The organism is Planomonospora sp. ID91781, from assembly GCF_015711595.1.
Classification (GTDB): domain Bacteria; phylum Actinomycetota; class Actinomycetes; order Streptosporangiales; family Streptosporangiaceae; genus Planomonospora; species Planomonospora parontospora.
Window position 1 is genome coordinate 1,545,272 of the sequence record NZ_JABTEY010000001.1, and the last position, 18,427, is coordinate 1,563,698.

An 18,427-nucleotide genomic window follows, 5' to 3' on the forward strand; every position below is an offset into this window, starting at 1 on the left:
ATCGGGTCGGCCCGGAATGGCTTCATCTCCCCGGGCCGGCCGATCTCGGATCGGGAGCCGGGATGCCGGTTTCCTTGCTACACGCGTAGCGAGAGTTCTACAGTTGGGTTCATGACTGCGATTCCTGCGCGTGAGCTGCGGAACAACACGGCCGAAGTGCTGCGGCGTGTCGAGGCCGGTGAAGAGATCGAAGTGCTGCGGGACAACCGTCCGGTGGCGAAGATCATTCCTTTCCCCCGCCGCGGTCGCTGGCTGTCCGCCACTGAGATCGGGGGAGAGCTCGCCCGTCTCGGGCCGGATGGGACGGGCTGGGCCGAGGAACTGCGGGAGACCTTGTCCGGGACCACTGACGATCTGCCGTGGTGAGCCCGCAGCGGGCGCTGGCCGATACATCGATCTTCATCGGCCTGGAGGCCAGCCGGTTCGATATCGAGCGCTTCGCCGACTACGAATGGGGTGTTTCGGCGATCACGCTGGGCGAGCTGCGTCTCGGGGTGCTGCAGGCGCGGGATCCCGAGTCGGCCGCCCGGCGCCTTTCCACCTATCAACTGGCCCAGCGCTTCGAGCCGCTACCGGTTGACGAGGCCGTTTCCGAAGCGTGGGCGCTTCTGGTCTCGCGATTGCGGGTGGCGGGTCGCAAGGCTCCGATCAACGACAGCTGGATAGCGGCGACCGCCCTGGCCTACGGCATTCCCGTGGTGACCCAGGATGCGGACTACGACGAGATGCCCGGTGTCGAGGTCATCAGGCTGTGAGGCCGTGGGCCCGGCCGGTCGCAGGCCGTACGGCCGGCCGGGCCGCTCCCGGGATCAGGGGGCGGGAAGGCGGACGCTGCGGTGATCCTGTCCAGCTCGCCGGCCAGCTCCGGACTGACCGTGACGTGGACGGCGGTGTAGGAGGCCACCCGGAAGGCTCCGATCCGGCCGTCCGCGCCGGTGGTCCGGATGCCCGTGATGTTCGGCCCGGCGACAGGGGAGGTCCGCCGCTTCCAGCCGCGGAGGAAGTCGTCCAGCCACCGGGCGGAGTGCAGGGCCGCGCCGCGGACCACGGTGACTCCACGCGGCGGCGGCCGTCCGACCAGCGGCCGGTCACCGCGCTCCAGCCGTCGCCGAGCCGGGTGTCCTCCTCCGGCTCCCGGGTGAGGCCGGCGGGCAGGTAGGAGAGCCCGGCCTGGTCGACTCGCTCGCCCGGAACCGCCGTCGGAGCGGCCGTGGTGAGGCCGTCGGCGATCCGATCCAGTTCGAGGGCGAGTTCCGGGCTCGCGACGAGGACGTATCCGAGGCCGGGCCGTTCCACCCAGAGGCGCATCACGGGACGCACCGGGCCGTCGTCACTGCGGCGGTAGGCCTTCTCCAGCGCGCTCTGCGGCACGTCCTCCGCCTCCTGGCGGGAGCCGCAGGTCAGGTGGGCGATCCGCAGCAGGTTCGTCCCGCGCGCCGCGACGAACTCGGTGAACCCCCGATGGCCGCTCACGCGGCCGCCTCCGCTCTCATGCCCGTCCATACGCCCGGCCGGGACGGGAGGTTGCCCGACGGCCGGCTCCCTGGAGGCCGGGAACCGACGGCTTGACGACGGGGAGATGCCGAGTGGATACTGAGGGTGTCATGCCCTCTGGGGCATGAAAGTGGCGCCGGGAACCCCCCGATGGAATCGGGAGCCCGGCGTTCGCGTTTTCCCGCTCATTCTTCTGTGCCTTCCAGGAGGGTGACACGGTTTTCGAACAGGGGCCACCATCGTCGGTCGCCGTCGAGCCATCCGGTGACCACGCCGGCCACCACATCAGCCGCCCACAGAGCGGCGTCTGAGCTGGCTCGTTCCCAACGAACCGCCATCTCAGCAGAGACCCGCCCTTGCCGGCGCAGAGCGGTAAGGATCGCCCTGTCGCTCGCGTCCTGTTCGTGACGCGACTCGAAGACCACGGCTTCGATGCGGCGTGCGGACAGCTCCGGCAGCAACCTGAGCAGGCAGTGCCGCCGTGATCGCTCTGAACGGCTCGCGTTGCCGTACAGACTGATGGCGACCACTGATGCGCAGTCCAACGAGGCCACCGTGTGGGCGATGAGAGATCTTCTGGGTGTCCGTTCGGTTCTCCAGTGGACGGTGGGTGCCTTGCCATGCCGAAGCGCGTCCATCACCGATCTGATCCGGTCGAGGTCCTCGGTCGGGAGGAGAACCGCGGCAAGGGTGTAGACGCAGTCGTCGTCCTTGCGAACACGACAGCTTTCGTCGACATAGGCGGAGAACACCCGCCTGACTTTACGTTACTTCCCCTTTACCTTCCGTGGTATCGCGTGTGTCAGAGGGACCGGAACTGGCGGGTGGTGGAGATGGCGCCGGAGGTCGTCATGGTGAAGGTGCGCATGGAGTCGGCGAACTTCGACAGGTCCCACTCGGCCGGGCCGTGGTACCAGTACAGGTGGTCGGCCTGCTGCCCGTTGCCGGTGACGGAGGAGACCACGCGGGCCCAGCGGTCCACGCAGTCGAAGATCACGGCGTAGGGCAGATAGCGGGAGAACAGCTCCACCCGCTGGGCCACGGGGACGTCCGCGCCGAGGTCGGCGGAGGAGAGATACTCCCGGAAGCCCAGGGTGTGGGCGAGGGCGGCGGCGCCCTTGGCGGTCTTGGCGGGCATGTACTGCCCGCCGACGGCCAGCGCCGCGCCGGCGATGATCAGGGCCAGGCCGAGCAGGCCGTACGTGGTGAACCAGGCCAGCGCCACGGTGGCGAGCACCCCGGCGAAGGTCAGCGCCACGCCCAGGGTGGTCCAGCGGGTGCGGACGGTGTCGGGGCGGCGGGCGAACCAGCCCTGGGTGACCACGTCGCGGTAGAGCGCGGCGCGGACCTTGCCGAGTTCGGCGCCGAAGGAGCCCTTGAGCTCCGAGAGCAGCACCGCGTCGCGGCCGTGGAAGACGGCCTCGTAGAGCGCCCGCTCGTACGGCAGCAGCGAGCCGACGGGGGCGCCGGGCAGCCGGACCAGCGTCCAGTCCGGGGTGTCGTAGGTCTGCCGGGGCCGCTCGTCGATCCGGATGTAGCCCCGCACGGCCAGGTCCACGATGGTGGCGGTCACGTCGATCACGTCGGCCTGCTCGTCCATGAGCGTGCCGATCTGGCCGGGGCGCACGCCGTCCGGCGGGGCGAAGTGGCCGTTCTCGATCGGGCGGAGCGAGCCCGACTCGTGGCCGACCACGCGGGCGTCGCGGCCGCGGGTCCAGTAGAGCAGGCCGAGGCCGCCGAGGAGCAGGACCAGCAGGCCGGCCAGCGCGCCGCCGGTGACGGCGTTCAGCGTGAAGGCGTTGGACAGCTCGAAGCGGCGCTCCAGCACGGGCGCGCCGGTGGTCGCTCCGGCCGGGTAGCCGACGACGACCGTCAGCACCTCGCCGGCGCCGAGGCCCTGCTGCTCGAACTCCGCGCTGGTCCCGGTGTGGTCGAAGGACGCGGCGGTGCAGGCCACCGCGGAGGCCAGCACCCCGGCGAAGCAGGACAGGTTCTGCATCTGGGCGGGCCCGGTCACCTTGACCGTGGCCTGCTCCACCGGGACGGACCAGCCGCCCACGGCGTACCAGCGCAGCTCCTGGATGTCGGCCAGCGGGGTCACCGCACCCTTGACGTCGTACTCGATCGTCGCGGTGCCGGAGCCCTTCAGGGTGATCGAACCGCCGGAGAGCGTGCCGTCGCCCTTGAACCCGGTGACCTGGTAGAGCCGGTCGTTGCCGTCGTCGTAGCGCGTCCGGTCGACGAGCGTCCGCTTCGGCGGGGCGCCGGTGAACTCGACGGTCTCCTTGACGTGCAGCACGCCGTCCTGCCGCAGTTCGAGCTCGACCACGTCGCTCTTCACCGTGTCGGCCCAGGCGGACGCGGCGCCCGCCGTACCGGCGAAGGCCGGGGACAGGCCCGCGGCCAGGGCCAGCACGGCCGCCGCGACCAGGCTTCCGGCCGCGCGATGGGCCGTCCGATGAAAGAAAGATCCCGCCATGGCTCGGCAGCCTATCGAGAACCGCGGGGAGGTGACGGCCCGCCCTATTACGATTTTTCGGTCAATAACGGTATGTGGTGGTCTATCCGCTAGATTGCCGCGCGGTGATCCAGTCTTCCCCGAGAGGCGGTCAGATGCGCCCGCGCCGGTCGAGCCCCCTGGTCTTCGGTGTCTTCGGCGTCCTCGCGACGACCTTCACCGCCGTCGTGCTGGCAGCCGCACTGGCGGGAGGGGACGAGGCGGCGGTCCCCGCGGGCCCGGGAACCGCGCCGACGGCCACCGAGCGGGCCGTGCCCGCCCCGACGGAGAGGACGGAGGTCGAACCGCCGGCCTTCAACCCGCCGCGCAAGCTCGACCTCGGTGCGCTGGGCGAGTCCGAGATCGTGCTGGCGGGCGGGAGCGCGGCCGCGGACCGGCGGGCCGCACGCAGCGCCATGGCCGTCGACCTGAGGTACATGCAGCGCTCCCAGACCGGCGCCCGGCTGAAGCGCAACCCGCTGTACGGCACCGGCATGATGCGCCCCACCACCTGCCGGGCGCCGCGCCCCTCGACCCAGGCGAGGGACATGCTCGCCTTCCTCAACGCGACGACCGGCTGCCTGGACCGGGCCTGGGCCGCCAAGTTCTCCCAGGCGCGCGCGGTCTTCCAGCAGCCCCGCCGGGTCTTCTGGTCGCGTCCGGGACGCGGCCCGTGCGGCAGCTACCCCGCCTCCGGCGCCGCCGCCTACTACTGCCCCTCCAACCGGGGGATGTACATCGGGTTGTCGCACCTGATCCAGCAGACCGGCCGGATCGACCCGGCGAGCAACCACGTGCCCTACCTGTCGGTGCTCGCCCACGAATACGGTCACCACGTGCAGTCCATGGCGGGGATCGGCGGCGCGTGGTGGTGGGAGGTCTCCAACAAGTCCAAGAGCGCCCAGAACGCGCACTCCCGCCGGTCGGAGCTGCAGGCCCAGTGCTTCGCCGGGGTCTTCATGCGGACCGTCCGGGTCCCGCTCGGCGTCACCGCCGCCCGCTGGCAGGCCGTGCTGGAGATGGAGTACAGCCGGGGCGACGACCAGAACGGCCTGGGCCTGCGCGACCACGGCAACGGCCAGAACTTCGCCGGGTGGCTGGACCACGGCTGGAAGTACGCGCGGCCGGGCTACTGCAACACCTGGACCGCCCCCGCCTCGCACGTCGGCTGATCTCCGGCCTCCCGCACGCAGCCCGCGGCGGGACCGCCGCGGACCCGGTCCGGGCCGTCGAGGCGTGCGGCCCCCGGGTCGGCGACCACGGTGAGGAACGCGACCGCGCTCCAGACCAGCAGGGCTCCGGCGGACAGCTCCAGGACGAGGCTCGCCCAGCCGGTCCGCCCGCGGTCCGTCTGCCCGCGGCCCCAGCCGGTCCGCCCACCGCCCGCCCGGCCGTGTCCCCCGTCGTGTCCCCGGCCGCGCATCCGGACGCCGGTTCGGTGGTCCCCCCGGTCGAGGGCCCGGCCGCGCGTCCGGCCGGGGCCGCCGGCTGCCCGGTCCGCGGCGGCGACCGCCGGGTGATGGGCCATGCCGAGGGCGGCGAAGCCCAGGGCGACGGAGACGAGCACCAGGGGGGCCGAGGCCCCGGAGGCGGCCGGGACGAAGCCGGCCAGGACGGCCGCGCCGCCCGCCAGGAGCGATGCCAGGCCGAGGCCGTTTCCCGGCTGCGAGCGCCGGGAGGCGCGGTCCGGGCGGGCGGGATGGGGGCGGGGATCCGGCGGCAGGCCGTGAACGCGGATCATCGATCGCCTCCGGCGCGGAGACGCCGGCCCTCGGGCCGGGGAGGGGGTGCGGAGCGGTCCCGCATGGTCGTCTCCTTTGTCGTGGTCGTGGTCGTGGTCGTGGTCGTGGTCGTGGTCGTGGTCGTGGCCGGGCGTGGTCGCCCGGTGGGGCGGGCCGCGCCGACGGGCGTCGGCTCGCCGGCCCGGGGCACAGGCTTGGTCCTCTCCCGTCGAACGGATTACGGAGTGTTGACGGCTCGTCACCCCCCGGGGTTGCCGTCTCATGACGAACACATTGGCGTTTCCAGGGCCGTGCGGTCCGTTTTCTCAGCTAATGGATAGATATTTCCGGTCGTTTTGAAAGGTAAATTCTTTCGTTCCGGATCACCGCGACCGGGTGGCCGTGCCTGACTAGAATGCCGAATGCTCAAGGCGGTCCCCCGGGGTGGCCGTGACCGCGGATCCACCCGTCATGAGGGTGTCCGGTGGAGGTCGCGGGCATGACGCACGACCCGGGAGCCGCGTTCACATCAGCGGTCCACGGTTCTCCGAGGTGGCATGCACCGGCTTTCACGGAAGCGGCGCGGAGCGTTTTCCTCCGCATTCGCCGTGGCGCTCTGCTGCCTGCTTCCGGGATGCGCCCCGGCGGCGGGCGGGGCGGCGCCGGAGGGCGGGCGGGAGACCGGCGGGCAGGCCGCGGCGCGGCCCATGGCGGCCCGCGCGGCGGCTCCGGTGGTGATGGTCGTCGGGGACAGCTTCACCGTCGGGTCGGGCCCGGTCGAGCGCTGGGAGAGCTACGCGGCCAGGAGCGCGCGCGAGCTGGGCTGGCAGCTGATCACCGCGGGGATGGGCGGGACCGGCTTCGTCAACCCGGGCCGGGTGGGCCGGACCTTCCACGACTCCTTCGTCCGGGAGCTCGCCTGGCGGCCGGCGCCCGACCTGCTGATCATCTCCGGCGGGCACAACGACCGCCGCACCCGGCCGGGGGAGGTCTACGAGGCCGCCGCACGGCTGCTGAGAACGGTCGCCGGGCACTGGCCCGGCACCCGGGTGGTGGTGGTCGGCCCGCTGTGGATGGGGGCCGCGCCGCGCTGGGCCTACGGCGTCAGGAACGCTGTCGCGCTCGCCGCGGAGAGGGCCGGCGTGCCGTTCCTCGACCCGCTCGGCATGCGCTGGGGCCGCGGGCTGACCCTCCCCGACGGCGTCCATCCGACGGGCGAGGGCCACGCCCGCATCGCCCGCTGGCTGGTCGCCTCCCTGCGGGAGCGCGCGGCCCGTGAGGGCGGACGGCCCGCGCGGGCCGTCCGCCCTCACGGGTGAGACGCGGGCCGTCCGCCCTCACGGGTGAGCTGCCCGCGCGTCCCGGCGGGTGGGTGCGGGTCAGGAGATGACGGGGGTGGGCGGGGTGCCCGAGCCGTTCCAGGAGCCGATGAAGCCGAAGGTGGTGGAGCCTCCGGCGCCGATGGTGCCGTTCCAGGCGGCGTTGGTGAAGGTGTGGGCGCCGCCGCTGCCGGAGCGGACGGAGCTCCAGTTCTGGCTGATGGTGACGGTGCTGGGGAAGGTCAGCGTGGTGCGCCAGGAGGTGACGGGCTCGGCGCAGGTGATCTTGACTTCGCCCTGGAAGCCGCCCTGCCAGGAGTTGACGGTGCGGTAGGCGGCGGTGCAGCCGGTGCCGGTGCCGGGTCCTTCGAGGGTGGTGAAGGTGGTGGTCTCGGAGGCGGCGGAGGTGTTGCCGGCGGCGTCGCGGGCGACGACGTGGACGGTGTAGGCGGTTTCGGGGGTCAGGCCGGTGAGGGTGGCGGAGTTGGTGGTGGTGGAGGCGAGTTTGGTGGTGCCGCGGTAGACGTCGTAGCCGGTGACGCGGACGTTGTCGGTGGAGGCGGTCCAGGTCAGGGTGGCGCCGGAGGAGGTGATCGCGGAGGCGGCGGGAGTGCCGGGCCTGGACGGGTCCTCCGTGTCGTCCGGGTCTCCGGGGTCACCGGCGGCCAGGGCGTCGTGCACCGCGGTGTAGGACGCCTTCTTGGCGTAGTTCTCGTCGTAGATCAGGGCCGCGCCCTCACCGGAGAAGGTGTCCGGGACCCAGGAGTGCTTGTCGGTGAAGCCCCAGATCGTCACGCCGGAGCAGCGGCTCACCGCCAGGCAGGCCTTGACCACGTTGGAGTAGTAGGTGGCCTGCGTGGCGTCCTTGGCCGAGCTCCGGGGCATCTGCATCCGGACGTCGATCTCGGTGACCCGGACCTCCACTCCCAGGTCGGCGAAGCGCTGCATGTTCTCCTGGATGTTCGGGAAGCCGTACTGGATCGCCAGGTGGGACTGGAAGCCGACGCAGTCGACCGGCACGTTCTGCGCGCGCAGGGTCCGGACCAGGTTGTACATCGCCGTGCTCTTGGCGTTGATGCCCTCGACGTTGTAGTCGTTGATGCAGAGCTTGGCGTCGGGGTCGGCAGCCTTGGCGTACCTGAAGGCGTCGGCGATGTAGCTCTCGCCGAGCCTCTGGTACCAGAACGAGTTGCGCAGGCTGCCGTTCTCCTCGAAGACCTCGTTCACCACGTCCCACGACTTCAGGACGGGGTTGCTCGCGTAGCGGCCGGCGACCCTGCTGATGTGGTTCTGCATGGCCGAGCGCATCTCGGTGGCGCTGAGGCTCTGCACCCAGTTCGGCGTCTGGTTGTGCCAGACCAGCGTGTGCCCGTGTACCTGCTGGCCGTTCTGCTCGGCGAAGGCCATGATCTGGTCCGCGCCGCTGAAGTTGAACTGGTTCGGGCTGGACTCGGTGGCGTCCCACTTCATCGCGTTCTCAGCCGTGATCTGGTTGAACTCCGTGGCGGCGATGTTGCGGTAGGCCGTCTCATTGGCCAGCGGCGAGGTGGCGAGCGCGGTGCCGATGAACTTGCCCTGCGCCTCGGCGTGGACACGCAGCGGCGACGACGCCTGCGCCGGGGAGGCGGGCAGGGCGACGACCGCGGCGGCCGGGAGTACGGCGAGCGCCCCGGTCAGGACCGCTCGGCGGAGTCTGGACAGTGCAGGCATGGTGTTCCTTTCCCGGTGGTGCAGAAACTTGCTGGTTGGACCCGAAATTTTCGGAGGCAGGCCTAGAGGAGGGGGTACGGCCCGGCGGGCCGTACCCCCGGGGAGGGGTCAGGAGATGACGGGGGTGGGCGGGGTGCCCGAGCCGTTCCAGGAGCCGATGAAGCCGAAGGTGGTGGAGCCTCCGGCGCCGATGGTGCCGTTCCAGGCGGCGTTGGTGAAGGTGTGGGCGCCGCCGCTGCCGGAGCGGACGGAGCTCCAGTTCTGGCTGATGGTGACGGTGCTGGGGAAGGTCAGCGTGGTGCGCCAGGAGGTGACGGGCTCGGCGCAGGTGATCTTGACTTCGCCCTGGAAGCCGCCCTGCCAGGAGTTGACGGTGCGGTAGGCGGCGGTGCAGCCGGTGCCGGTGCCGGGTCCTTCGAGGGTGGTGAAGGTGGTGGTCTCGGAGGCGGCGGAGGTGTTGCCGGCGGCGTCGCGGGCGACGACGTGGACGGTGTAGGCGGTTTCGGGGGTCAGGCCGGTGAGGGTGGCGGAGTTGGTGGTGGTGGAGGCGAGTTTGGTGGTGCCGCGGTAGACGTCGTAGCCGGTGACGCGGACGTTGTCGGTGGAGGCGGTCCAGGTCAGGGTGGCGCCGGAGGAGGTGATCGCGGAGGCGGCGGGAGTGCCGGGCCTGGACGGGTCCTCGGTGTCGTCGCCGGAGCCGCCGCCGTAGATCTTCGCCTCGACGGCGGTCTGCGCGATGCCGTCGGGGCCGTCGAACAGGCGCCGGCCCCAGCTGGTCAGCCTGCTCGCGTCGAAGTTGGTGACCTGGTCGAGATACTCGACGCCGCCGCCGTTGCCGCTCCAGGACCAGCCGAAGTAACCCAGGCCGCGCGCCTGCGCCTGGGCCATGATCGTGTCCTCGTCGGGGTTGCCGTCGGAGTGGTCGTGCCCGAACTCGCCGACCACCAGCGGCAGGCCCGCCGTCCGGAAGGCGTCCATGTAGGCGATGACCTCGGCGGAGGTGTCGAACACGCCGTACATGTGGATGGAGAAGATCGTGTTCTTGTCGGGGTCGGCGGCGGCCACGGTCTTGGCGTTGTCGCGCATGGTGAAGGACCAGTCCTGGCCCCAGTTGGGGGCGTCGACCATGAGCGCGTGGTCGAACCCGGCGGTGCGCATGCGCTTGATCGCGTTGGAGGTGGCCTCGGTCCAGCCCGGGGTGACGGCGTTGTTGCCGATCGGCTCGTTGCCGATGTTGATGATGACGTAGTTCTCCTGGCCGTCCAGCGCGCTCTTCACGCTGACCCAGTAGTCCACCGCCTGGTCCAGGGTGTAGGCGCCGCCCTGCTCGCCGTAGCCGGTGGTGTCGTGGTTCTCCAGCACGCAGATGAGCTTGTTCTGCTTGCACAGCGAGACGACGTTGGCCACGTCGGCGGTGTCGTTGGGCGTCCATCGGCCGCCGCTCAGCACCACGCGCACGGCGTTGGCGCCCAGCGACTTGATGCCGGCGAAGGAGGCCGTCTGACTCGTGTACCAGGTGTGCGCGTGGGAGGTGCCGCGCAGGACGAGTTCGCTCCCGTCGGCTTCGACGATCTTCGTTCCGCTCACGTGGATGCCGGTGGCGGCGTGGGCGGGTGCGACCGCGACGATCGACGGGACGACGAGTGAGATGAGGAATGCGGCGAGGACCGCCAGTCGTGCTCTCATTACCTGCCTCTTGTGGGGAGGGTGGGACCCGGCCGGGCGGAGGGGTCCACTACGCCCGGCCGGGGGCTCTGAGGCCCGCGGAGCCGGCGGGACGGCCGGCTCCGCGGGCTCGTCAGCTCGCGGTGCAGGACACCGGCGACGGGACGCCGTTCGCGCCGCCCCGGCTCGCGGTGAAGCCGAACGAGGTGGACGCGTTCGGGGCGAGCGCGCCGTTCCAGGCGACGTTCCGTACCGTCACGTCCGCGCCCGTCTGGGTGTGCGCGCCGTTCCAGAGCTGGCTGATGACCTGGCCGTCCGGGAACCGCCAGGTCACGGTCCAGCCCTTGATGGCGGCCGTGCCCGCGTTGGTGACGGTGACCTCGCCCTGGAAGGCGCCCTGCCAGCTGTTGCCGACCTTGTAGACGGCGGTGCAGCCGCCCGCCGGGGCCTCCGTGGTGGTGAACGAGGTGCTCTCGGACGCCTCGGAGGCGTTGCCCGCCGCGTCCCGGGCCACCACGTGCACGCTGTACGCCGTGGCCGGGGTCAGTCCGGTCAGGTCGTAGGAGGTGCCGGAGGCGGTCCCCACCTTGGCGGTGCCGCGGTAGACGTCGTAGCCGGTGACGCCCACCTCGTCCGTGGCGGCGGTCCAGGTCAGCCTCGCCGTGCTCCCGGTGACCGCGGAGACGGCCGGCTTGCCGGGCCTGCTCGGCGGGGTGTCGTCGTCCACCGGCGGCGGCTCGTCGCCGGGCGGGTTCCCCCAGATCCGCTCGGCGCCGGAGTAGACGGTGATGTTGTCCACCCGGACCGGGGTCGCGCCGGGGGTGGTGACGACGCCCTTGTACGACCAGTCGTTCGACGGGTCCCAGGTGCCGGAGGAGGCGAGGCGGAACTGCACCTCGCGCCGGTGCTGGGACTGCCCGGCCGGGGAGATCGAGGTGCCGGAGCAGTCGATCGTGACGTAGTAGGTCTTGCCGGACAGCAGGGTCGGGCCGGTCGGCGGCTTGCACTGGGTGTAGGCCGAGCTGACCGTGATCTGGCTCGCCGTGGTGTCGCCGTCGAGGGTGAAGTAGTAGCGGAAGGAGCCGTCGGTCAGGTTCCTGGCCGGCCAGGCCGACTGGTTGCGGACGATCGCCTTGATCTCGGTGAAGGCGCTCCCGGAGGCGTTCACCCCGGCCTCGATGAAGATCTCGGGGCCGTCGGGGCTCTCCTTCGCGGGGAAGCCCGCCGCCGGGGACCCGCCGTACTCGCCGTACAGCCGCGCCAGCGCGCTGGTGAAACCGGCGTTGTAGTCGGTGGCGACCTCGTTCATCACGAAGTCGTCGCGCCTGTCGGTGTAGGCGTCGTCGGGGTCGGGCGGGCCGCCGACGAGCGCGCCGTACAGGGTGTGGCGGGTCTCGACGGGGTTGGTCTGCTGGTCGGTCCAGGAGCCGTGCGCGGTGCGGTGGTGCGGGTTCTTCGGCGGGTTGGCGCCGAAGCCGACCACGTAGGACGACCTGCGCGGGTTGTCGCCGAGCGCGTAGTCGATCTGGCGCTTGGCGAAGTCGTGGTAGCGCGCCTTGCGGGTCGCGTCGGTGATCGAGTCGGCGTGCACCAGGGCCGCGAACGAGGTGTTGGCGGCGTAGCGCAGCGACCCCCACCGGTCCAGTACGGCCTGCCCGCCGGGCGAGTACCTGATCTTCTGCCCGTTCACCCCGACCGTCCAGTAGTCCAGCCACCGGTTGGCGTCGTCGAGGTAGCGCTGCTTGCCGGTGAGCTTGTGCAGCAGCACGTAGGAGCCGTAGGACTTGTCGTCCCAGGCGATCGTCCACTTGTAGGACTTCGTGGTGCTCTGCGGCTCGGTGCCGAGGTTGTCGTAGTAGGACTCGGCCTTGGCCAGGTAGGAGGCCTCGCCGGTGGCCCGGTGCAGCCAGATGGCGCCCCAGACCAGCTCGTCGTTGTAGCCGCTCCAGGAGTTGTAGTAGCCCTGGGCGTCGGTGATGCACTCGCTGTACTTCTTGCGCACGGTGTCGGCGAAGGAGTACAGCTCCCGCGCGTGCTTGACAAGCGTGTCGGCGTAGGCCGCGTTCGTCGGGCGGAAGACGAGCGAGGAGGCGGCCATCGCCGCCGCGGTCTCCCCGGCCAGGTCCGATCCGCCGCAGGTGGCGTCGATCTTGTAGGCGGGCCGCTCCATCTGCATCGCCTCGGCCGGCCCCCACCAGGCGTGGTCCTTGCCGCCGTGGCCGACCTGCCCGTAGAGCACGTTCGGGGACGGGTGGGCCTTGATGAAGTAGTCGTTGACGAACTTCAGGTTGTTGAGCAGGTGGGTGAGCTGGCCGGAGGAGGAGTACGCGTCGCGGTACTCCACCGCGCCCCAGGCCAGCATGGTCGTGGTGAACGCCATCGGCAGGCCGAACTTCACGTGGTCACCCGCGTCGTACCAGCCGCCGGTCAGGTCGAGCCCGGCGTCCTTGCCGTCGTCGAGCGCGGAGTCGCCGCGCCAGCTCACCCGGTTCCAGTCCGGCAGCTTCCCCGACTGCTGGGCCTCGTAGAACCAGATGGACTTCTGCAGCGCCTCGCCGTAGTTGAACTCCGCCGCGGCCGAGGACGCCGAGGACGCCGAGGACGCCGCGGCGGTCGCGGCGGGCACCGGGACGGCCGCCAGGGCCGCCAGCGCGAGCACCGCCATGGATCTCTTCATCGGTGGGGGGTGCCTCTCGGAGAGAAGGTGGTGCCCGGGACGCGGCGGCAGGTCAGGGATGCCGCCGCGCCCCGAGGTCTTTCGGGTGCCGGGTCCGGGGTCAGGGGCCGGACCCGGCGTCAGGGGGTGTAGGGATCGCCGGGGGCCTCAGGGGGCCTCAGGGGGCCTCAGGGGAACAGTCGGCCGTACTCGGCGAGGGCGACGGCGACGTCGACCTGCGCCCAGAAGCGGTGGTACTTGAAGGTCGGCGCGGGGCCGGTGCCCTTCAGGTAGGCGTCCACCTTCGGCCAGTCCGGGTCGTTCTTGTAGAAGGAGCGGATGGACAGGAAGGTCGAGTTGCTGTCGATCACGTCGCCGTTGGGCATCTTGCCGGTCCAGCCCGGCGGGACGTAGACCGGGTCGTCGAGGCGGTTGTAGTCGGCCTTGGTCTCGACGGTGGAGACGCCCTTGTCGTCCTGGTTGTTCTTCCACATGCCGTCGAGCAGGCCCTTGGCGACGTTCTGCGCGTTCGTGTCCTTGGCCCTGGCCGCGTAGTACATCAGCACCTTGGCGTAGGAACCGGCCACGCCCACGTCGGTCGTGTAGTCCCTGATGCTGACGTGCAACCCGGAGTTGGAGCCGGGGCTGGCCGGGTTCCAGGTGTCGGGCTGGCCGGTCCACACCAGCGTCGAGGGCATCTGGTAGGTCCCGTCGGCGTTGATCGTGGTGTTGTCGGTGGCCCACTTGACCCACTTGTCCAGCACGACCTTGGCGTCGGCGTTGCCGGTCGCGTAGTACAGCTCCGCGACCCGCTCCATCGACCACGCCTGGAAGCCGAACCACTGGTTCGACGGCGGGTCGTGGTAGACCGGCTGCCAGTCGTAGGCCATGCCGTAGAAGGTCGGCAGGGTCGACGGCGGGCTGGCGTAGTGGCCCTGCCAGCTGTTGGTCGCGCCGCCGGCGATCGCGCCCTCGGACGACTGCAGCCAGCGGTAGAACTCCAGCTGCCGCTTGGTGCTGGTGGTCCAGTCCTGGACGGCGGTCGCGCCCTTGGGCTTGAGCGCGTCCACGCTGGACAGCACCCAGGCGGCCATCGGGTTCTGGTAGCCGGAGTGGTTGTGGCTGGAGCCGATCCGCCAGGCCCAGCCGGCGGCCGGGTCGGCCGCGCCGCCCCAGGCGTAGTACCAGCTCAGCAGGTAGGAGGCGCTGTCCTTGCCGGTGCCGGCCGCACACGAGGTGCTGGTGCAGCCCTGCTTCTTGAAGTACTTGTCGTACATCGCGTAGCGCAGGTAGTCGCCCATCTTCGCGGCCTTGGAGACCGTGGTGGAGATCTGCGACTCCTTGCCCTGCTCCTTGGCCCAGGTGTGCGCCCAGTAGGCCACCTGGACGGCGCGGGCGTCGGCGTCGGGGGCGTTGGTGTACTTCCACTGCTTGGCGTAGGAGGCGTCCCCGGTGAACAGGTCCAGGAAGCCGTTCTTGCCGCCGTGCTTGAAGGTGTCGCAGGACGGCTGCGGGATGGTCTCGAAGACCGACTCCTCCGGGCCGCGCTGGTAGGTGTTGATGTAGGCGGGCCTGGTCGTGCCGTCGCCGCAGCGGCCGAAGCCGTAGGTGTTGTCGACGTCCAGCAGCCAGTGCATGCCGTACACGTCGCTGGTGCCGTAGGCGCTCTTCAGCTCGTTGGCGATCGGGTCCACGCCGACCGAGACGCCGCTGTCCAGCTTCGACGGGTACTGCTTGATGTCGTCCCACTCACCGGCGTAGGTGGCGGGCTTGGCCGGGTTGTAGAACGAGTTCGTCGGCTGGTCGGCGGTGGAGGGGATGATGTACTTCTCCAGCGAGGCCCAGGCCTCGTTGAACCTGCTCCAGTCGCCCGTCACCTTGCCGTAGGCCGCCTCCAGCCACAGGTAGTAGCTGTAGGCCTCGGAGGTGGTCTCGTGCCCGTGGTCCGGCGCCTCGACCATGAAGGTCTCGACCGAGTGGTACGGCACGCCCTCGGGCGAGAAGTAGCCGTTGGCGGGGTCCTTGATCTTGTTGTACATCGTGGTGAAGCGCTTGATGTACTCGTTGTCGCCGCCGGTGGAGTCGTTGTCCACCTCGGTGGCGGACACCTTCGCCGCGGTGTGGCCGGTGGCGCTCGCGGTGAACTCGGCGCTGCCGGAGGCCTGGTCGGCGTCCTCGGCGGCCTCGATCTCCACCGTCTGCGCGGTGTTCCAGTTGGCCGGGGTGAACGTCAGCGAGGCGCCGGTGCCGACGGACAGGTCGGCGTCGCCGGAGGTCCGGGCGGTCGTCACGGTGACGTTCGCCGACGGGGCCTTGGAGAGCTTGACCGAGACGGTCTCGGAGTCGCCCTCGGGGACGGCGACCGAGGCCGGGCTGACCACCACGGCGGGCGCGCTGTCCGGCGAGACGGTGATCCCGACCGGGTCGGAGGTCTTCGCCAGGCCCTTGTCGTCGGTGGCCTTGGCGGTGAGCGAGTAGCTGCCCGCCGCCACGCCGGTCCAGTTGTAGGCGTACGGCGCGCTGGTGTCGCTGCCCAGCAGCGTGCTGCCGTTGTAGAACTCGACCTTGGCCACCGTGCCGTCGGAGTCGGCGGCGTCGGCGGTGATCTCCACCGTGGCGGGCGCGGTGAAGGTCGCCCCGGCGGTCGGCTTGGTGAGCTTCACCGACGGGGCCTGGTTGACGGGGTCACCGCCGCCGCAGGTGGTGCCGTTGATCGTGAAGGCGGCCGGCTTGGGGTTGCTCCCCGACCAGCTGCCGTTGAAGCCGATGCTGGTGGAGGCGCCGGTGGCGAGCCTGCCGTTCCAGTCCATGCTCTTGGCGGTGACGGTGCTGCCGTTCTGCGACCAGGTGGCGCTCCAGCCCTGCACCAGCTTCTGCGAGGCGTTGGGGAAGTCGAAGCCGAGGGTCCAGCCGTTCAGCGGGTCGCCCAGGTTCTTGATCGTCACACTGGCGGTGAAGCCGCCCTGCCAGTCGTTGGTCGAGTAGGCTACGTCGCACGAGACGGCCGCGAAGGCCGGTGAGGCCGCCAGGGCGGTCGTCGTGCCGGCCGCCAGGCTGAGCAGCGCCACGGCCGCGACCCGTCTCCGGAGTCGTGGGAGCGCTCCCGCTCTGATGGGGGATCTGTACATCGAAAAGGTCCTCCAGGGGTGGACCCGTCGTGATTCCGCTGGTGACGGCCTCGCGTCGGATCGGACAGGGGAGAAGATGGGTGGGAGCGCTCCCAAACAGGATTCTGGAGTCCGCCCCCCGGATGTCAATGGCGTGTATCCCCGGTTACACCGGGGTTTCGTGTCAAGGGGCGGCAGGCTGCGGCGATCCCGGCGAGGTGATTTCCCGCCCGTGAAACTTTCAGTCGAGCGCTTGCTCTGCCGGTGGTGCGGCGCCCCGGCTCCGGAGTCCGGAACCGGGGCGCCGCACCGGCGGCGCGTCTCAGCCGCCCGAGCAGGCGACCTCGGCGGGCTCGCCCTGCGGGCCGTTCGCGGTGAAGCCGATGGTGACCGACTGCCCGGCGGGCAGGTTCGCGGCCCAGGCGGGCCCCTTGGCCGTCCAGGCGCTCCCTGAGGCCGTCACGACGGCGTTCCAGGCGCTGCCGAGCGTCACGCCCGCCGGCATCTTCCAGGTGGCCGTCCAGCCGTTGAGCGCCGAACCGCCGGTGTTCTTGATCGTCAGCTCGCCCTGGAAACCGCCCTGCCAGGAGTTCACCGGCTTGTACGACGAGGTGCACGAGGGCGGGTCCACCGTCGAGGTCACGGTCGGGGTGGCCGACGGGTCCGGGCCGTCGTCACCCGCCGGCGGGATCAGGTAGGGCTGCAGGATGTCCTGCTTATCCTGGTTGATGGAGGTCCAGTCGTCCTTGGCGATGCCGCCGGTGTCACCGGAGTTCGGGTTCCACGACCAATAGGTGAACGACATGCCGTTCACCCCGGTGCCGGTGTACTTCATCAGCTCCTGGAGCCAGACCTTGTCCACCGCCGCCTGCATGGTGGTCCCGAACTCGCCGATCATGATCGGGGCGATGTTCTCCTTGTGCAGGTAGCCCCAGTACCTGTCCCAGATCGCGGGCATGTTCGCCGGGTAGGACGGGTCGTCGAACCACTTCTGGCGGTGGACCGAGGTGGCGTACTCGTGCGGGGAGTAGACCAGCCGGTTCGGCACGCTGAGCCGTACCGGGAACTCCTTGGCCTTGGAGAGGTTCCCGCCCCACCAGCCGCAGTCCTCGTCGTTGGACGGGTCGTTGTCCCAGACGTTGGACAGGCCGCCGCTCGGGCAGCTCACGCCCTCCACGAAGATCAGCCAGTTCGGGTTGACCGAGAGCACCGCGTTGCCCGCGCGCTCGGCGGCCAGCCGCCAGTCGCGGGCGGGGTCGCCGCAGCCCCAGCAGGCGCCGGTGGCGGCCGGGTTGGTGCCCTCGGCGTGCGGCTCGTTGTGCAGGTCGGCGCCGATGACGGTGGGGTCGTCCGCGTAGCGCCGGGCGAGCATCTTCCAGTCGTCGATCCAGGTGCTCTCCGGGGTCGAGGCGACGTACCAGAGCGCGGACTGCCCGGCCGAGGTCGGGCGGTGCCGGTCGAGGATGATCCGCATGCCCTTCTGACCGGCGTAGTCGATCACCATGTCGAGGATCTGCAGCGGGCTCTTGCCGACCAGGTCGGGGTTGACGAAGTCGTTGACGCCGCTGGCGGTCGCGCCGGGCTTGAGCGCGTCGTTGGAGAACGGCACGCGCAGGGTGTTGTAGCCGAGCGAGGCCATCTTGTCGATCTGGCCCTTCCAGGGGTTGTTCGACCACAGCCCGTGGAAGGTCTTGTTGTCGGTCTCCATGCCGAACCAGTTGATCCCGGTCAGCCGGACGGTCGCCCCGGTGCTGTCGACGATCTTGTTGCCGGAGGTGTGCAGGTAGCCGGTTCCGGTCCCGGCCGCCGCCCCCGCGGGGGAGGAGCCGAGCGCGACGGCCAGCGCAGCGGTGGTCGCGAGCGCCGCGAAAGCGGCCGACCACCTGCGGACACGCAGGACTTTCATGAGATGCCCTTCGAGGACGGGATCTGCTCGCGAGGCGGGAACCTCGTGGTGGGTGGGGGTGCGGCCGGTCGCGTCGTCATGGTTCGGTGCCCGCCGGGCGGCCGTCAACCGTCGCGCGCCCCGCCCGGCGCCGCCGAGCGGGGCGTGCGACCCCCTCTAGCTCGGCCGGTACGGCTCACGCGGCGGCGCGGGCGGGGTGAAAGTTTCATCCGCGAGGCCCCAGCGGGGTGAGCTGCGGAGGTGTCCGTCCGGATGGGAAACACGCACTCCACCCGGGGCTGTGTTCGCTTGATCGCCCCTGTACGTTAGGCGGTAACGGCCATCGCGCCTGTCGCAACACCACGGCCGCTTC

General features: G+C 70.7%; 13 protein-coding genes. 4 read left to right on the plus strand and 9 right to left on the minus strand.

Annotated elements, in window-relative coordinates:
- The first annotated feature begins 111 nt into the window (after positions 1–111).
- A complete protein-coding gene (locus HS048_RS07270) occupies positions 112–366 on the plus strand; it encodes a type II toxin-antitoxin system Phd/YefM family antitoxin (protein WP_068896437.1) in 255 nt (84 codons plus the stop codon).
- Entirely contained in the window at positions 363–755 is a 393-nt protein-coding gene (locus HS048_RS07275) for a type II toxin-antitoxin system VapC family toxin (RefSeq protein WP_084008225.1), read from the plus strand. The genes HS048_RS07270 and HS048_RS07275 overlap by 4 nt, the downstream gene beginning before the upstream one ends.
- Here HS048_RS07275 and HS048_RS07280 read toward each other — a convergent pair.
- The 3 genes from HS048_RS07280 to HS048_RS07290 all read right to left on the minus strand — a co-directional run bounded on the left by HS048_RS07280 (position 716) and on the right by HS048_RS07290 (position 3,973).
- Entirely contained in the window at positions 716–1,048 is a 333-nt protein-coding gene (locus tag HS048_RS07280) for a hypothetical protein (RefSeq protein WP_196466522.1), read from the minus strand. The two genes, HS048_RS07275 and HS048_RS07280, sit on opposite strands and share 40 nt — an antisense overlap.
- A 631-nt stretch (positions 1,049–1,679) precedes the next feature.
- The gene (locus tag HS048_RS07285) at positions 1,680–2,246 is read right to left on the minus strand and encodes a hypothetical protein (protein ID WP_196466523.1); all 567 of its coding nucleotides are present in this window, start codon (positions 2,244–2,246) and stop codon (positions 1,680–1,682) included.
- A gap of 50 nt (positions 2,247–2,296) precedes the next feature.
- The gene (locus HS048_RS07290) at positions 2,297–3,973 is read right to left on the minus strand and encodes a DUF2207 domain-containing protein (RefSeq protein ID WP_230880760.1); all 1,677 of its coding nucleotides are present in this window, start codon (positions 3,971–3,973) and stop codon (positions 2,297–2,299) included.
- Positions 3,974–4,107: 134 nt separating this feature from the next.
- Here HS048_RS07290 and HS048_RS07295 point away from each other — a divergent pair, with 134 nt between their 5' ends.
- Entirely contained in the window at positions 4,108–5,163 is a 1,056-nt protein-coding gene (locus HS048_RS07295; protein WP_196466524.1) for a neutral zinc metallopeptidase, read from the plus strand.
- Here HS048_RS07295 and HS048_RS07300 read toward each other — a convergent pair.
- On the minus strand, positions 5,121–5,732 hold the full coding sequence (locus HS048_RS07300; RefSeq protein WP_196466525.1) for a hypothetical protein: 612 nt from the start codon (positions 5,730–5,732) through the stop codon (positions 5,121–5,123). The two genes, HS048_RS07295 and HS048_RS07300, sit on opposite strands and share 43 nt — an antisense overlap.
- 588 nt (positions 5,733–6,320) lie before the next feature.
- Here HS048_RS07300 and HS048_RS07305 point away from each other — a divergent pair.
- On the plus strand, positions 6,321–7,031 hold the full coding sequence (locus HS048_RS07305; RefSeq protein ID WP_196466526.1) for an SGNH/GDSL hydrolase family protein: 711 nt from the start codon (positions 6,321–6,323) through the stop codon (positions 7,029–7,031).
- Positions 7,032–7,091: 60 nt separating this feature from the next.
- On the opposite strand, the gene HS048_RS07310 is transcribed toward HS048_RS07305, so the two are convergent.
- The 5 genes from HS048_RS07310 to HS048_RS07330 form a co-directional block, all read right to left on the minus strand.
- Positions 7,092–8,741, minus strand: a complete 1,650-nt coding sequence (locus tag HS048_RS07310; RefSeq protein WP_196466527.1) for an endo-1,4-beta-xylanase — start codon at positions 8,739–8,741, stop codon at positions 7,092–7,094.
- A gap of 108 nt (positions 8,742–8,849) precedes the next feature.
- Positions 8,850–10,427, minus strand: coding sequence for a cellulase family glycosylhydrolase (locus HS048_RS07315; RefSeq protein ID WP_196466528.1), 1,578 nt, complete (start codon positions 10,425–10,427; stop codon positions 8,850–8,852).
- Between the two features lie 112 nt (positions 10,428–10,539).
- Positions 10,540–13,083: a glycoside hydrolase family 9 protein gene (locus HS048_RS07320; RefSeq protein WP_196466529.1), complete on the minus strand. Its 2,544-nt coding sequence runs from the start codon at positions 13,081–13,083 to the stop codon at positions 10,540–10,542.
- Positions 13,084–13,250: 167 nt separating this feature from the next.
- Positions 13,251–16,190, minus strand: a complete 2,940-nt coding sequence (locus HS048_RS07325; RefSeq protein WP_196466530.1) for a glycoside hydrolase family 48 protein — start codon at positions 16,188–16,190, stop codon at positions 13,251–13,253.
- 301 nt (positions 16,191–16,491) lie between these two features.
- Positions 16,492–18,075 carry a cellulase family glycosylhydrolase gene (locus tag HS048_RS07330; protein WP_196466531.1) on the minus strand — a complete coding sequence of 528 codons (1,584 nt, stop codon included), beginning with the start codon at positions 18,073–18,075 and terminating at the stop codon, positions 16,492–16,494.
- Between the last annotated feature and the right edge of the window lie 352 nt (positions 18,076–18,427).

What these genes read in the sequence shown, in the direction of transcription:
- HS048_RS07270 (WP_068896437.1), top strand. Translation starts at nt 112, where the DNA reads ATGACTGCGATTCCTGCGCGTGAGCTGCGGAACAACACGGCCGAAGTG.
- HS048_RS07290 (WP_230880760.1), bottom strand. Translation starts at nt 3,973, where the DNA reads ATGGCGGGATCTTTCTTTCATCGGACGGCCCATCGCGCGGCCGGAAGC.
- HS048_RS07295 (WP_196466524.1), top strand. Translation starts at nt 4,108, where the DNA reads ATGCGCCCGCGCCGGTCGAGCCCCCTGGTCTTCGGTGTCTTCGGCGTC.
- HS048_RS07300 (WP_196466525.1), bottom strand. Translation starts at nt 5,732, where the DNA reads ATGATCCGCGTTCACGGCCTGCCGCCGGATCCCCGCCCCCATCCCGCC.
- HS048_RS07310 (WP_196466527.1), bottom strand. Translation starts at nt 8,741, where the DNA reads ATGCCTGCACTGTCCAGACTCCGCCGAGCGGTCCTGACCGGGGCGCTC.
- HS048_RS07315 (WP_196466528.1), bottom strand. Translation starts at nt 10,427, where the DNA reads ATGAGAGCACGACTGGCGGTCCTCGCCGCATTCCTCATCTCACTCGTC.
- HS048_RS07320 (WP_196466529.1), bottom strand. Translation starts at nt 13,083, where the DNA reads ATGAAGAGATCCATGGCGGTGCTCGCGCTGGCGGCCCTGGCGGCCGTC.
- HS048_RS07325 (WP_196466530.1), bottom strand. Translation starts at nt 16,190, where the DNA reads ATGTACAGATCCCCCATCAGAGCGGGAGCGCTCCCACGACTCCGGAGA.
- HS048_RS07330 (WP_196466531.1), bottom strand. Translation starts at nt 18,075, where the DNA reads ATGAAAGTCCTGCGTGTCCGCAGGTGGTCGGCCGCTTTCGCGGCGCTC.